Source organism: Sphingomonas sp. P3_C6 (assembly GCF_056402595.1).
This window is the reverse complement of record NZ_JBFUHB010000001.1, coordinates 670809-683139: the sequence shown is the minus strand read 5'-3', so window position 1 is coordinate 683139 and position 12331 is coordinate 670809. Positions and strand designations below refer to the sequence as shown.

Here is a 12331-nt window from a genome sequence, read left to right as displayed (position 1 = left end):
CGCCGCTTCCGGCCCGCATTGCTCTAGCTGAACAAAGGCCGATTGCCAGCCCTGCTCTTCGCGCCCGCAGCACAAAACCGGCTGGCGCAAGAAAGTCCGTGCCGACGACGTGCCCGATACAGACAAGATCCGCCATGCCCAATGGTCTCGCAGCGAATCACCGGTCGATTCACTGCATGGATTTATGCCGTACAAACGAAAAGGGAGACCGGCGATGCCGATCTCCCTCTCGATATCTTCAAACTCAAGGTCGAGCTTAGTTGCCCGAACCCGGTCCGTAGGTGACTTCCACGCGGCGGTTCTGAACCTCGCGAACGCCATCGGCGGTCGCAACGCGCGGCTTGCTCTCGCCGAACGCTTCGGTCGAGATCACACCCTCGGGGATCGAGTGAGCGGCCATATAAGCCTTCACCGAGTCCGCACGACGCTGCGAGAGACCCACGTTGTAGGCGGGTGCGCCCGAACGATCGGCGTGGCCGGCCAGCATGACCTGCGCATTGCCGCAGTTCTGGTACTGGGTGACGGCGTTGTCGAGGATCGACGACGCGTCCGGCGTGATGTCCGACTTGTCCCATTCGAAGAACACGATGAACGGGCCAGGCGAGCAAACCGGCGGCTGCGCAACCGGAACCGGCTCCGGCGGAGGCGGGGGAGGCGGCGGAGGAGGCGGCGGCGGAGGCGGAGGCGGCGGAGGAGTCGGCGACCCGAAGTTATAGGTCAGACCACCCAGGATGCTGTGCGACCGATACCGACCGTCGAATGCGCGACCCGAAACGTCCACCAGCTCGAGGTTGGCGGCGTTGAAGAAGCGATACTTGAACGTCGCATCGAGATGGCTGGTCAGCGGAGCGCGGATACCAGCGATACCCTGCCATGCGAAGACCGTGTCCGAATCGTCGAGGAAGTTGCTGAGCGTGTTCAGACCGATGCGGGTCTTGACACGGGCAACACCGACACCGCCGCCGACAAAGCCCTGAATGCCGTTGTCGTCACCGAAATCGAGCAGGCCGTTCAGCATGAAGCTGAGCGCCGTCGTACGGCCACCGGCATAATCATAAGTGCCGGCTGGAGCGTTGATCGGAACGTTCTGCAGGTTCCGGATCGGAGTAGTGGTCGACGACCGATAGCCGTCAACGGTCGAGTTCTTGTAGCCGACTTCGGTTTCAACGCGGAACGCGCCGAAATCGTAACCGATCACGCCATCGACGTCATACCCATAATGGTGATCGACAGTCGCAGCATCAGAAAGCGCGCCGATATCAAAATGCATATCTTCGACGAGCAGAGCACCACCCTCTACACCCACGTACCACGAATTATCGCGGGCCAGGGCGGGTGAGGCGAGAGCAGTGGAGGCAAGCGCCATAGCAACGGCAAGCTTCCGCATAAAAATCCCCTTTCTTCGTTGTCACTCGGACAGCGCAAACTCCCTACCCAAAGGATGGTTTCCGCGCAAGCGAACAAATTCTGAGGGCTGTTGCTCAAGCGCAACAGGTTTGGCCCATTTTTGACGACACCGCCGTGCCCGGGAACGGCTCGTGGTGGCCCGGCCGTCGTCCCGAGCACGGGGATACCACGCGTCCGGGGCGAGCGCCCCGAGCGGGCCATCGCGGGAGCGGCCACGAGGGAACAGCAGGCAATTCGTCGTGTCTCCGCGGGCAAAGCACGCAATTGCGCGGGTTCGTATCAACGGCCCGGGCGCGACACGGGGATCATTGATATGAGGCCCGACCGCGTGCCGGCGATCGGCCTCGTCGGCGCACCCCATCCTGGACCCCCGACGATGATTGCGGCCTTTTGGCCACGCCCGAATCAACGGGAATGCCGCAGGTGCGAACGAGAAATATGCCCGGATTGAGACAATCTCCTCTTCCCGCCCCCGCCCGGACATCGGAATTGCGTGCCCGGACCGATCGAAACACCCGCGACGCGGGTCGATTCGCCCCGAAGCGAGTCGCCCGGGCAATCGGTCGCTGGAGCGGTGCGTTCCGTCAGCCGGGCTCGACCGCCACGATATTGGAGGCCTGCTTGCCCTTGGGCCCTTCGATCACGTCGAAGGCGACACGCTGTCCCTCCGCGAGTGTCTTGAACCCCGGCATCGTGATGCCGGAGAAATGGACGAACAGATCCTCCCCGCCGTCATCCGGGGTCACGAAGCCGAAACCCTTTGCATCGTTGAACCATTTTACCGATCCGGTTGCCATGGTCTCTCTCCTCTCGACGCGGAGCCTATGCCACCCCCGCGCGAGTTCCAAATCAATTATGTTTCGGAACAGAAACGACTCTTTGGGGCCGGGCGCCAGGTCGGCGTCAGAGTCGCGTCGCCAGCCAGATGACGTGCCGCGCACCGCGCCCGGCCCGCGCCTTCACCACGACCTCGTCGACCGCGAATCCCGCTATTTCCAGGCGTCGTACGAATTTCGCGTCGGGCGCGGCCGACCAGACCGCCAGCACGCCGCCGGCGCTCAAGGCCGATCGTGCCGCATCTAGGCCGGTGGCGTTATAGAGCCGGTCGTTGCCGCGACGGGTCAGCCCGTCCGGGCCATTGTCGACATCGAGCAGGATCGCATCCCACGCGCCGCGTTCTGCGGCGATGAGCGCGCCGACATCCTCTTCCTCGATCCGCGTGCGCGGATCGTCCAGGCAATCGCCGAAGATCGGCGCCATCGGCCCCCGCGCCCAGGCGACGACCGCCGGCACCAGCTCGGCCACCGTGACGATCGCATCGGTGCCGAGCCGGCCAAGCGCCGCGCGAAGGGTGAAACCCATGCCGAGCCCGCCGATCAGCAGGCGTGGCGCCGTCTTGCCGCCGAGGCGATCACACACCAGGGTGGCGAGCGCTTCCTCCGATCCCGACAGGCGGCTGTTCATCAGTTCGTTGGCGCCGAGCATGATCGAGAATTCGTCGCCCCGCCTGAACAGGCGCAGCTCACCGCCGCCGGGCACTGCGGCCGTATCGATCAATATCCGGGGAACCATGGCTGCTCTCTCGTGGCGCGGTACGGGGTTGGCGGCGGCGGCGATTGCGCTACCTTATCGCCATGAGCGAGTCATGCACGCATCTGGGCGGTATCCAGGATGTCACGCCGAGCGCCGACGGGTGCGAGGAATGTCTTAAGACGGGCGACTGGTGGGTGCATCTGCGCCTGTGCCGGACCTGCGGCCATGTCGGCTGCTGCGACGATTCGCCCAATCGCCATGCGACCAAGCATTTCCACGCGACCGGGCATCCCATCATCGAGGGTTATGACCCGCCCGAAGGCTGGGGCTGGTGCTATGTCGACGAAGTGGATTTCGACCTGTCCGACCGGATGACGCCGCACCCTCGACCGATCCCGCGTTTCGTCTGACCGACCGAAACGGCGCGGAATCCAGGAGATCCCGCGCCGTCGGAGGTGTCGTTTCAGCGATGAGGCCGGATCAGCGGCACTTCACCTGCTGGTTGTTCTGGTCGATCGATTTGCCGGCGACGCCGCCCACGATCGCGCCCAGGATAGTGCCGACGCCGCGCGAATGGCCGCCATCGATGACGTTGCCCAGGATACCGCCGCCGACCGCACCGATGATCAGGCCGGTCGTGCCGTCGTTGCGCTTGCAATAATAGCGCCCGTCATTGCCGCGATAGACCCGGTCGTCCTGGCTGAGGACACGCTCCTGATAGTTCGGCCCCTCACGATAATAGCGTGCGGGATCATAACCGGTCTCGGCCCGATCGTCATTGTAATAGCCGCTGGGGCCGCCTGGCCCGCGATCATAGCCGCCGCCCGGCCCACCATAGCCACCACCCGGACCGCCATAGCCACCGCCACGCCGGCTGCGCGCCTGCTGATAGCGGTCGAATTCCTGCTGGAACACGCGCATCTCGTTCTGGAAGCGCTGCTGGGCCTGCTGGAACCGCGCATCGTCCTGCGAAGTCTGCGCGAAGCTCGGCGTCGCGATTGCCAGGCAGCTCATGGCCGCAATGACGGCAATCTTGGTGAAGCGACTCATTGATAGTCTCCTGATGATGTTACGCGTGCAGAACGAATGATGCGGCCGAACGGGGCGCCGGCGCAACCGGAGACTGCGCCGCAAGGCGGGCGGCGGCGATGGCCGCCGCCCGAAAGATACCGCCGGTTAGCGGCAGACGCGGACGCGGTGGCCATAACGCCAGATCGTCCGGCAATGGCGATTCCAGCCATAGCTGCGGCGGTCATAATGGCGGCCGCGATCATAGTGGCGGCCATTGCCGTAATGGTGGCCCCGGTCGCGATCACGATACCGGTCACGATCGTTATGACCGCCACGATAGCCGTCCCGGCCATTGCCCCAGCTTTGCGCGCTGGCGCTGGCGCTGACGCCCATCGACGCGACGGCGAGGCCGGCGGCAGCGAGCATGATGGAAATCTTCATGACAACTCCTCTCTTGCCCGAGCATCGGGCTGTCGGGAGGGAGTACGCCCCGGTTCGCGCATGGTTGCTGAACATGATTGTTGGCTGCGGTACAGGTTCGCGGCCCCTGGACGCCTTAGTGTCTGTTTGAAAATGCGCCGTGAGCGCATTTCGCGGCACCGGCCCGCTCCCCCTCCCGGCCACCCACAGCGTATCCTGAATGGGTGGCCGGGAGGGGGAGCGGGCGAAGCCGCCCAAGGTTTCGGCGATGCAAAGCATCGTTGGAAAGGCGGCGGAGGGCGGTGCCGCCTACGAAAAACTGCGCCCTTTCGCGCATTTTCAAACAGACTCTTAACCGATCGTTTCGACCACCCCGGCCCAGGCGGCGATCTCGGCATCGAAATGTCGCGCCACGGTCAGGTCGCCGGCCAGACCGCGCTCCCAGTCGATCTCGGCAGAACCTTCCCATTCGAAGGTCGCATTGCCCGAGAGGCGCACCATGCCGTCGCTTTCGGCCTGGGCGCGGACCATGCCGCCGCGGTTGAACACGGTCAGTTCCGCGCCGAATTGGGCGCGGCCGGTCAGGCAGGCGGCGAAGGTCGAGGCGGCCATCGCACTGCCGCAACTGTCGGTCAGGCCGACGCCGCGCTCGAACGTGCGAACGAACAGCCCGCCCTCGCGCCCCTCGACATAGGAAACATTGGCGCGATTCGGCAGCCAGTCAGGCCCCGCCTCGCAGACCTCGCCGACCGCGACCAGCTCGGCCTCGTCGACCGTATCGACGAAACTCACCAGATGCGGGTTGGGCATGGCGACCGCGGTAAAGCTGCGGCCCGTCGGCAGCAGCGCGATCGGTTGCTGGACGATCTCATGCGCCTCCACGCCGAGCGGCCAGCGCGTCACATCGAGATCGGCCGGCCCCGCCGTCTCGCGGATGGTGACGACGCCCGGCGCGAGATCGGCATCGCGCGCCGCCTCGGCGGCGCTCGTCTTCAGGCGGACCAGCGCCCGGTCCAGCCTCTGGCGCTCGAACCCGAGCCGCGCGACGCAGCGCAGGCCGTTCAGGCATGTTTCTGCCTCGCTGCCGTCCAAATTGAACATGCGCATGCCGAAGGCGTGGATCTTGTCGCCCGGCGTCAGCAGCAACAGCCCGTCGCCACCGACCGGCCCGCGCCGATCCGCCAGCGCCCGCGCCACCCCGGCCCAGACGGCGTCGTCGAGCTCGATCTCCCGCGCGTCGATCAGGGGAAAGTCGTTGCCCGAGCCATGGCATTTGATGAAATCGAACCGCATGGCCGGCCTCTAGCCGAAATCGCCGACATGCTCCACCGCCAGCGCCACCCGATGGGGAATTGATCCGCTCCCCCTTGGTTGTAGGACGATGGCGATGGATATCCTGACCACCTTTGGGCTTTTCGCCGTCACGGGCATGCTGGTCTGCTATGCGTTCGACGCGCGATCGCACTGGTGGGGGCTCGGCTTTGCCGTCTTCTGCCTGCTCGGGTCGATCTATGGTTTCCTGCAGGGGGCCTGGCCGTTCGGATTGGTCGAAGGCGTATGGGCGATCGTCGCCGCAAGGCGCTGGTGGATGCGGCTCAGACCAGCCCCTCCCGCGCGATAACCTCTCTCTCGGGACGAGACAGCGGACGGGCAGTGTGGCAGACCTGATCGCCGCATAACCGGGAGTCATGCTTGACGGTCATCTTGTTCTTCGCCGTGGTCGCGCTGGGGGTTGCCCTGGGGCGCGTCACGTCGCGCGTCAGGAAGCTCGAAGATGAGGTCTCCGTGCTGCGGGGCCGGTTCGTCCAGACCGGCGAGCAGCGCCCGCGCCGCGACGTGCCGGCGCAGCCCCCGGCAGAAGAACCGGCACCTCCCGCCATCGCGGTTCCGGTCAGGCGCGTCGCCGCACCACCACCGCCGACGATCCACATGCCGGCGGAACCAGTCACCACCGGGCCCGTCGCACCGGCACCAGCCCCGCGCCTGCCCCCGAAACCGGCGCGCGAGCCGATCCGGCTCAGCTTCGAGACGATCGTCGGCGGCAAGCTGCCGGTCTGGATCGGCGGCGCGGCGCTCGTCCTCTCCGCCTTCTTCCTGGTGCGCTATTCGATCGAGAACGGGATGCTCGGCCCGACCGCCCGGTCGATCATCGCCGGCCTGTTCGGGCTGGTGCTGATCGCGGCGAGCGAAGTCGCCCGGCGCCTGCCGGCGACGCGCGACGACGAGCGGATTGGCCAGGTATTGGCCGGCGCGGGCATCGCGAGCCTGTACGGCACGCTCTACATCGCCGCACAGCTCTATGCGCTGATCGGCGTGGGTCCCGCCTTCGTGCTGATGATCGTGGTGACGGCCGCCGGCCTGGGCCTCGCGCTGCGCCATGGCCCGCCGACCGCGATCATGGCGCTGATCGGCGGCTTCGCAGCGCCGCTCATCTCCAGTTTCGATCCGGGCAATATCGGGCCGCTGCTCGTCTATCTCGGGCTGCTCGTCTCGGCATTGTTCGGGCTGGCGATCCGGCGCGGCTGGGTGTGGCTCGCGATCGCCGCCTGTGGCGGCGGCTTCGCCTGGGTCAACATCCTGGTGGCCATGGTCTCCGGGCGAGATCTGGCGGGAGTCGGCGGTTTCGTCGTGCTGCTCGCGATCGGCGCGACCCTGGCGCTGCCGCGCACCGGTGCCGCGCGGGCCTGGCTCCGCCTGTTGCCGATGGTCGCCGGGCTGGTCCAGCTGCTGATCCTGGCACCGGCGCTCGATTTCGGGCCGCTCGCCTGGGGCCTCTACCTCCTGCTCAGCGCCGCCGCACTGTGGCTCGGCTGGCGCGATGACGCACTGGCGCCCGGCGCTGCCGCGGCGCTGGTGCTGGTGCTCGGCCTGCTCGGCATCGCGCTCGAGTCCGGCGAGGTCGCCCATGCTCCCGTGGCGGCCATCGCCATCACCCTGCTGTTCGGTATCGCCGGACATCTGCTCGCCCGGCGGAGCGCCTTGTGGTCGGGGATCGCGCTTGGCGCGACAGGCGGCCCGATCATCCTGGCGCTCGCGTTCGGGCATGGCCAATTGTCCCCCGCTTCCTGGGCCGGCCTGCTCCTGCTGACGGCCCTGGCCGCCGCGTCGCTGAGCTGGCGCGCCCGGCATGATGGACGCGCGATCTTCCCGCCCTCGGCCGGCCTGTTCGGCGGCGCTGCGTTCGCGGCACTGCTGACCGCGCTTGCCCAGGCCGAACTGATCGCCGAACCCTGGCGCTGGCCCGCCTGGCTCGCGATCGGCGTCGCGCTGGCGGCCTGGTCGCGACGGACGCGCGATGGCGCGCTGGCCTGGCTCACGCTTGCGCCCCTCGCGGTGACCGCCGCCGCGATGATGATCGGGTTCGGGCGGCTGGGCGATTATCTGGGCAGCATTGCGCTGAAACACCCGATGCCCGCGGCGACCGACCTCGTCGCGATCGGCCTGCTGCCCGCCGCCCTGGTCGCGGCGACCGCCTGGCTGCTGCCGCCCGGCAAGGTCCGCACGGGCCTCGGCTGGACCGCGCTCGCCCTGTCGCTCGCCTTCATCCCGGCGCTGCTGCCCGCGCCATGGCATACGCCCGGCCTCGCCGCCACGACCGCCGCGCTTATCCTGTATCGCCGGGCGCCGCGTCTTTGGGCGGCGGCAGCGGGATGTGCCACGCTGGCGTTTGCCGGCCCGCTGATCGGCGATCTTCTGGTGATGATGGGCTCGTCACTGGCCGGGAATCCCCTGCCCTATCTCGACCTGCCGCCGCTCGTGCGAATCCTGCGCGAGCTGACCCTGTCGGCAGGCCTGATCGGCGCTGCGCTCCTGCGGGAACCAGCCCTGCCCGGTCAGTGGCGGACACGGGCCATCGCCGTGCTGGCCGGAATCACCGCGACCAGCCTCTACGCCCTCGCCAAGGCACCGCTCGCCATCGCCGATCTGCCGCGCTTCGAATCGCTCGGTTTCCTCGAACGCGTCGCCATCACCCAGCTCTTCTTCGCCGCCGCCTGGATCGCCGCGCGGTACCAGCGGGACCTCGCCCGCGCGTTGCTGATCGTCGCGCTCGGCCGGTTCGTCTGGTTCGACCTGGCGGTGCTCTGCCCGGTGCTCGTGCCGCAATCGGTCGGCACGATCCCGCTGCTCAACCTCGCGACGTTCGATGTGGCGCTGGTCGCCGTCTGGCTCTGGCCGCTGCGTGCGAATCGCTGGTGGCGCGGCGCGATGCTCGCCGCGATCGTCATCGCGGTTGCGGCGACGGTGCGGCAGGCGACCCACGGCAACATCCTGACCGGCCCGGTCGGCCGGACCGAGAACTGGCTCTATTCGGCCGGCTTCCTCGGGCTCGCGCTGGCCTGGCTTGCGCTCGGCATCCGCCGGAAACTCGACGACCTGCGCATCGTCGGCCTCGCCCTGCTCATCCCGGTGACGCTCAAGGTGTTCCTGGTCGATGCCGCCGTGCTCGAGGGGATTCTCAGGATCCTCTCCTTCTTCGGCCTCGGCATCGCGCTGATCGCGATCAGCTGGGCGTATCGCCGGTTCGTCGCGGTTCAGAGCCTGAGCACATAGCCCTTTTGCGGCGGGGCGCGGCCGGCCACCTGTTCGCGCCACACCCGCTGCAGCGCCTCGGCGCCCGCCCCCTTCTCGACGCTCACCCAGGTCTCCGCCTCGGCGACGAAGCCCGCCCAGCGCTCGGCCAGCGCTACGTTGAACGCATCCGGCCCGATCTCGCCGATCAGGGCGGTCGCCGCATCGGGCGCGAAGAACCAGACCGGCGCCGGCCCCGGAAGCGCACCCGTCTCGCCGCGTTCGTCATGATGAGTCACCCCGACGCGCAGCACATAGGCAAGCTGGCCGGGCAGATGATCGTACACAGCGTGGAGCAGTTCCGTACTGCCGGCGAAATCGACCAGCACCGCGCTGCCCTGGACGACCAGCCCGTCGAGCGCGTCATAGGCGATGACCTGATCGTACAGGCCGGTCCCCTGGACGAAGGCGACGTTCCCGGGGCTGGTCAGGCCGATTCGCCGTACGCCGGGGCTGTCTGCCCGCGCGACATAGGCAGCGGCCATCGCCGTCTTGCTCGACGCGCTGGTCACGATCAGCGTGCCGGCGCCATGCCAGTCGGCACGGCGCAGCTGATCGCCGATCAGGAAACTGGTGGTGAAGAGCGGCGCGAACAGCATGCGCGCGTCCTCGCGGGCCGGGTCATGCGCCGGATCGGCGGCAAGGCGGCGATACTGGTTGTAGATCGGGCTCATCGGCTGGCGATGCGCCGCCATGTCGCGAAAGCCGTCCGCCGCGACCTTGCCCGGCTGGACGATCAGGTGCGAGGCCATCGGCAGATAGCCATAGACGCGCTCACCCACCTTGATGTCGGGATGGCGGGACGTCGCGACCCGCGCATGGCCCCAGACCGGCACGATTCCCCAGCTTTCGGGCGCGGGAAAGAAGTTCCAGTACGCAAGCTGATCGCCCACCACCGCATAGGTCACGTTGTTCGCGGTCACCGCGAACGACTCGATCTCGAGCAGGACCTCGCCGTCCTTCGGCTCGCTCACCAGCGTCTCGTTGATCGCCGTCTGCATCAGGTCGTCGCGCCGGACCATCATCTCGCGCTTCACGGGCATGCCGGTCTCCCTTGCGCCGCCCCACCGGCGCGCGCGCATCATGATGGCCGATGCCGCCCGGCGCCAGCCCGGAAACCTGCCTTTTCGCCACAAAATTTCGCCCCGCATTGGCCCCCTTGCCACAGTGGCGCGTTGGCGGAATACTCGGCAACCGATCTGGTTAGGCGATCTGGTTAGGCGATCGGGTGTAGGAGCCGGCGATGATCACCGCGATCCGCGAAGTCCGACGCGCCAAGGGCCTGACCCTGGACGACGTCGCACGCCGATGCGTGCCCCCCACCACGGCGCAGACGATCGGCCGGCTCGAAACCGGCACGCGCACCGTGTCCGTCGCGTGGCTCAACCGTATCGCCGAGGCGCTTGGCGTCACCGCCGCCGATCTGGTCAAACTGCCCGAACGGGCGGAGGTGCCGGTCGCGGCGGTGCTCGATGCCGGCGGCGCCCATGCGCCGAAACGTCCGGCGACGGTCGCCCCGCCGCTGCCCGCGCCCGGCCTGGTCGCCGTCACCATCGCCGCCGGGATCGGCGACTATCGTGCCGGCGACGAATTATGGTGCGAGACGCTGGCGCCCGGCGCCTATGGTCACGCGCTCAACCGCGACGTGCTGGTGCCGCGCCCGGCTGGCCGCTTCCTGTTCGGGCGGCTGATCGGACGGGAAGAGGGCAAGTTGCAGATCCTGCCGCTCGGCGCCGGTGCGCGCCAGCAGGTCGTCGCCGATCCGCCCTGGATCGCCCGAGCGGTACGGCTGCTCAGGTCGCTCTGAATAGCCTGACTTCGTGGACGGGCCTGGCCGGGTCTTCCGTCAGGCCTCGCCGCGCTGCTCGCGGGTTGCCTTGGCTTCTTCCGCCAGCGCCTCCAGCTCGGCGCGATAGGCGGCCAGGCGCCGCATCTCCGCCGGCTCGGCCTCGTTGACATCGGCACCGGCGATCAGTTCGTCGACGAAGTCGCTGTCCGGCAACCGTGCGAGCAACTCGGCGATCACGTGCCGGTGCGCCATCCGCACGCCGTCGAGCGAGATGACGTGCCCCATGAAATTTTCCAGCAGCTTGTTCAGCCGCTCATCGGATGTGGCCATGATGACTGATCTCCTTCGTCCGGCGCGCAGATGCGCATCCCGCCCACACCCTGCAAGACGGTCGCCCAGAGGTGCCCGGTGAAAATATGGTGGGCGATGACGGGCTCGAACCGCCGACATTCTCGGTGTAAACGAGACGCTCTACCAACTGAGCTAATCGCCCTCACCTGCAGCAGCGCGTCCGGAGACCCCGTGATTCGCGCATCGCAGCTTTGGAGTAGCGCCCGTTGCCACCGCCGGCCGCGATGGGCAAGTGCCAAGGCGCCCGGTGTCCCCTGTGAAACGCGCTCTTCCGCAAATTTCCAGACGTTCTTCAGGCGATCGGGCTTCAGGCGATCGGGCCGCCGCGCTTCACCGCCAGGAAATAATCGCGCATCCCGTCATGGGCCTTGGGCGACAGCGCCATGAAGGCGCGGCGCTTGTCGAAGGGGTCGGCATGGCGCACGAATACGCCGGCATCGGTCATCTTCGCGATCCAGCGCAGTGCCGTCGTCGGCGCGACCGCGGCGGCGATGCACAGGCTGGAGACGGAGACCTGGGTCTGCTCGAGCTCGGCCGCGAACAGGTCGAGCAGCATGTCCCAGGCAGGGTCCTCGAACATGCCGCGTTCGAAGAACTGGTCGCGCAGCCGCCGCGCCCGGATCACCTCGCGCACGTCGCGTGACGTGACGGTCCCCGAATCGTTCTCCGGCGCGATGTCCCGATCTGTGGATTTGCCCTTGAGGCCCCTCCGGATAGGCATCGGCTCGTCCTCCTCGTCACTATTCAGCCGGGCAATGATGTCCGCGATACGGGCAATTTCCTCGTTCACCCGTCGTAACCGCGTCGAATCGGCCTCTCGCCGTGAATCGTGCAAGCGCCCGGTGCGGGGTATCAGCGCGACCGCAAGCGCGGCGACCCGATCGGCGATGGTCGGCGCGCACAGCAGGTCGACATGACCGCCGAACAGATGCGCCGCGACCAGATCTACCTGGTGCCTGGCCAGCGACACGACGACCCGCGCCTCGGCCGCGCTGGCGAATGTCTCGACATGCGGCAGGACTTCGGCGAGCGTCTCGTCGGAAACATCCGACGCCTCCACCATCACCAGGCCCAGCACGCTCTGCCGCTCGAATCGCTCGACGGCATCGTGCCAGCTGACGCGCCCCAGCGAGCGCCCGCCCGCGAGGTCGATCGCCTCGAGCGCTGCCTGGGCCCCCGCCCCCTCGTCCGCGACGATCAGCGCCGGCACGGTCATGGCGTATATCGCCTCCTTCGCCGAATGCATCATTG

13 protein-coding genes and 1 tRNA gene are annotated in these 12331 nt (G+C 67.6%); 4 read left to right on the top strand and 10 right to left on the bottom strand.

The window, feature by feature from the left end:
* Nucleotides 1-256: 256 nt before the first annotated feature.
* The 3 genes from AC1DT7_RS03325 to AC1DT7_RS03315 all read right to left on the bottom strand — a co-directional run bounded on the left by AC1DT7_RS03325 (nucleotide 257) and on the right by AC1DT7_RS03315 (nucleotide 2979).
* Entirely contained in the window at nucleotides 257-1387 is a 1131-nt protein-coding gene (locus AC1DT7_RS03325; protein WP_478034196.1) for an OmpA family protein, read from the bottom strand.
* Nucleotides 1388-1991: 604 nt separating this feature from the next.
* Nucleotides 1992-2204, bottom strand: a complete 213-nt coding sequence (locus tag AC1DT7_RS03320; protein ID WP_478034194.1) for a cold-shock protein — start codon at nucleotides 2202-2204, stop codon at nucleotides 1992-1994.
* A gap of 106 nt (nucleotides 2205-2310) precedes the next feature.
* The gene (locus tag AC1DT7_RS03315) at nucleotides 2311-2979 is read right to left on the bottom strand and encodes a polyamine aminopropyltransferase (RefSeq protein ID WP_478034193.1); all 669 of its coding nucleotides are present in this window, start codon (nucleotides 2977-2979) and stop codon (nucleotides 2311-2313) included.
* Between the two features lie 44 nt (nucleotides 2980-3023).
* Between AC1DT7_RS03315 and AC1DT7_RS03310 the strand changes: the two genes are divergently transcribed.
* Nucleotides 3024-3350 (top strand): UBP-type zinc finger domain-containing protein, encoded by a 327-nt coding sequence (locus tag AC1DT7_RS03310; protein WP_478034192.1) that lies wholly within the window; start codon nucleotides 3024-3026, stop codon nucleotides 3348-3350.
* A 70-nt stretch (nucleotides 3351-3420) separates the two neighbouring features.
* Here AC1DT7_RS03310 and AC1DT7_RS03305 read toward each other — a convergent pair whose 3' ends face one another.
* The 3 genes from AC1DT7_RS03305 to dapF all read right to left on the bottom strand — a co-directional run bounded on the left by AC1DT7_RS03305 (nucleotide 3421) and on the right by dapF (nucleotide 5664).
* Nucleotides 3421-3990: a glycine zipper 2TM domain-containing protein gene (locus AC1DT7_RS03305; RefSeq protein ID WP_478034191.1), complete on the bottom strand. Its 570-nt coding sequence runs from the start codon at nucleotides 3988-3990 to the stop codon at nucleotides 3421-3423.
* Between the two features lie 126 nt (nucleotides 3991-4116).
* Nucleotides 4117-4392, bottom strand: a complete 276-nt coding sequence (locus AC1DT7_RS03300; protein WP_478034189.1) for a hypothetical protein — start codon at nucleotides 4390-4392, stop codon at nucleotides 4117-4119.
* Nucleotides 4393-4722: 330 nt separating this feature from the next.
* On the bottom strand, nucleotides 4723-5664 hold the full coding sequence (gene dapF / locus AC1DT7_RS03295; protein ID WP_478034188.1) for a diaminopimelate epimerase: 942 nt from the start codon (nucleotides 5662-5664) through the stop codon (nucleotides 4723-4725).
* Between the two features lie 94 nt (nucleotides 5665-5758).
* Here dapF and AC1DT7_RS03290 point away from each other — a divergent pair, with 94 nt between their 5' ends.
* Together AC1DT7_RS03290 and AC1DT7_RS03285 are read left to right on the top strand one after the other, a co-directional pair.
* A complete protein-coding gene (locus AC1DT7_RS03290) occupies nucleotides 5759-5992 on the top strand; it encodes a hypothetical protein (RefSeq protein WP_478034187.1) in 234 nt (77 codons plus the stop codon).
* 71 nt (nucleotides 5993-6063) lie between these two features.
* Nucleotides 6064-8922 carry a DUF2339 domain-containing protein gene (locus AC1DT7_RS03285; RefSeq protein ID WP_478034185.1) on the top strand — a complete coding sequence of 953 codons (2859 nt, stop codon included), beginning with the start codon at nucleotides 6064-6066 and terminating at the stop codon, nucleotides 8920-8922.
* Here the strand turns inward: AC1DT7_RS03285 and AC1DT7_RS03280 are convergent.
* A complete protein-coding gene (locus AC1DT7_RS03280; protein WP_478034184.1) occupies nucleotides 8904-9983 on the bottom strand; it encodes a DUF2855 family protein in 1080 nt (359 codons plus the stop codon). The two genes, AC1DT7_RS03285 and AC1DT7_RS03280, sit on opposite strands and share 19 nt — an antisense overlap.
* Before the next feature lie 200 nt (nucleotides 9984-10183).
* Between AC1DT7_RS03280 and AC1DT7_RS03275 the strand changes: the two genes are divergently transcribed.
* The gene (locus tag AC1DT7_RS03275; protein WP_478034182.1) at nucleotides 10184-10747 is read left to right on the top strand and encodes a helix-turn-helix domain-containing protein; all 564 of its coding nucleotides are present in this window, start codon (nucleotides 10184-10186) and stop codon (nucleotides 10745-10747) included.
* 39 nt (nucleotides 10748-10786) lie between these two features.
* Here AC1DT7_RS03275 and AC1DT7_RS03270 read toward each other — a convergent pair whose 3' ends face one another.
* From AC1DT7_RS03270 to AC1DT7_RS03260, 3 genes are all read right to left on the bottom strand, one after another.
* Nucleotides 10787-11059, bottom strand: a complete 273-nt coding sequence (locus AC1DT7_RS03270) for a hypothetical protein (RefSeq protein WP_478034181.1) — start codon at nucleotides 11057-11059, stop codon at nucleotides 10787-10789.
* A gap of 87 nt (nucleotides 11060-11146) precedes the next feature.
* Nucleotides 11147-11222, bottom strand: a tRNA-Val gene (locus tag AC1DT7_RS03265).
* A 165-nt stretch (nucleotides 11223-11387) separates the two neighbouring features.
* The gene (locus AC1DT7_RS03260; RefSeq protein ID WP_478034180.1) at nucleotides 11388-12296 is read right to left on the bottom strand and encodes a hypothetical protein; all 909 of its coding nucleotides are present in this window, start codon (nucleotides 12294-12296) and stop codon (nucleotides 11388-11390) included.
* Nucleotides 12297-12331 lie beyond the last annotated feature (35 nt).

Bases quoted from the DNA above. Each gene is read 5' to 3' on its own strand.
- AC1DT7_RS03300 (WP_478034189.1), bottom strand. From the start codon at position 4,392: ATGAAGATTTCCATCATGCTCGCTGCCGCCGGCCTCGCCGTCGCGTCG.
- AC1DT7_RS03290 (WP_478034187.1), top strand. From the start codon at position 5,759: ATGGATATCCTGACCACCTTTGGGCTTTTCGCCGTCACGGGCATGCTG.
- AC1DT7_RS03260 (WP_478034180.1), bottom strand. From the start codon at position 12,296: ATGACCGTGCCGGCGCTGATCGTCGCGGACGAGGGGGCGGGGGCCCAG.
- AC1DT7_RS03325 (WP_478034196.1), bottom strand. From the start codon at position 1,387: ATGCGGAAGCTTGCCGTTGCTATGGCGCTTGCCTCCACTGCTCTCGCC.
- AC1DT7_RS03315 (WP_478034193.1), bottom strand. From the start codon at position 2,979: ATGGTTCCCCGGATATTGATCGATACGGCCGCAGTGCCCGGCGGCGGT.
- AC1DT7_RS03305 (WP_478034191.1), bottom strand. From the start codon at position 3,990: ATGAGTCGCTTCACCAAGATTGCCGTCATTGCGGCCATGAGCTGCCTG.
- dapF (WP_478034188.1), bottom strand. From the start codon at position 5,664: ATGCGGTTCGATTTCATCAAATGCCATGGCTCGGGCAACGACTTTCCC.
- AC1DT7_RS03270 (WP_478034181.1), bottom strand. From the start codon at position 11,059: ATGGCCACATCCGATGAGCGGCTGAACAAGCTGCTGGAAAATTTCATG.
- AC1DT7_RS03320 (WP_478034194.1), bottom strand. From the start codon at position 2,204: ATGGCAACCGGATCGGTAAAATGGTTCAACGATGCAAAGGGTTTCGGC.
- AC1DT7_RS03280 (WP_478034184.1), bottom strand. From the start codon at position 9,983: ATGCCCGTGAAGCGCGAGATGATGGTCCGGCGCGACGACCTGATGCAG.
- AC1DT7_RS03275 (WP_478034182.1), top strand. From the start codon at position 10,184: ATGATCACCGCGATCCGCGAAGTCCGACGCGCCAAGGGCCTGACCCTG.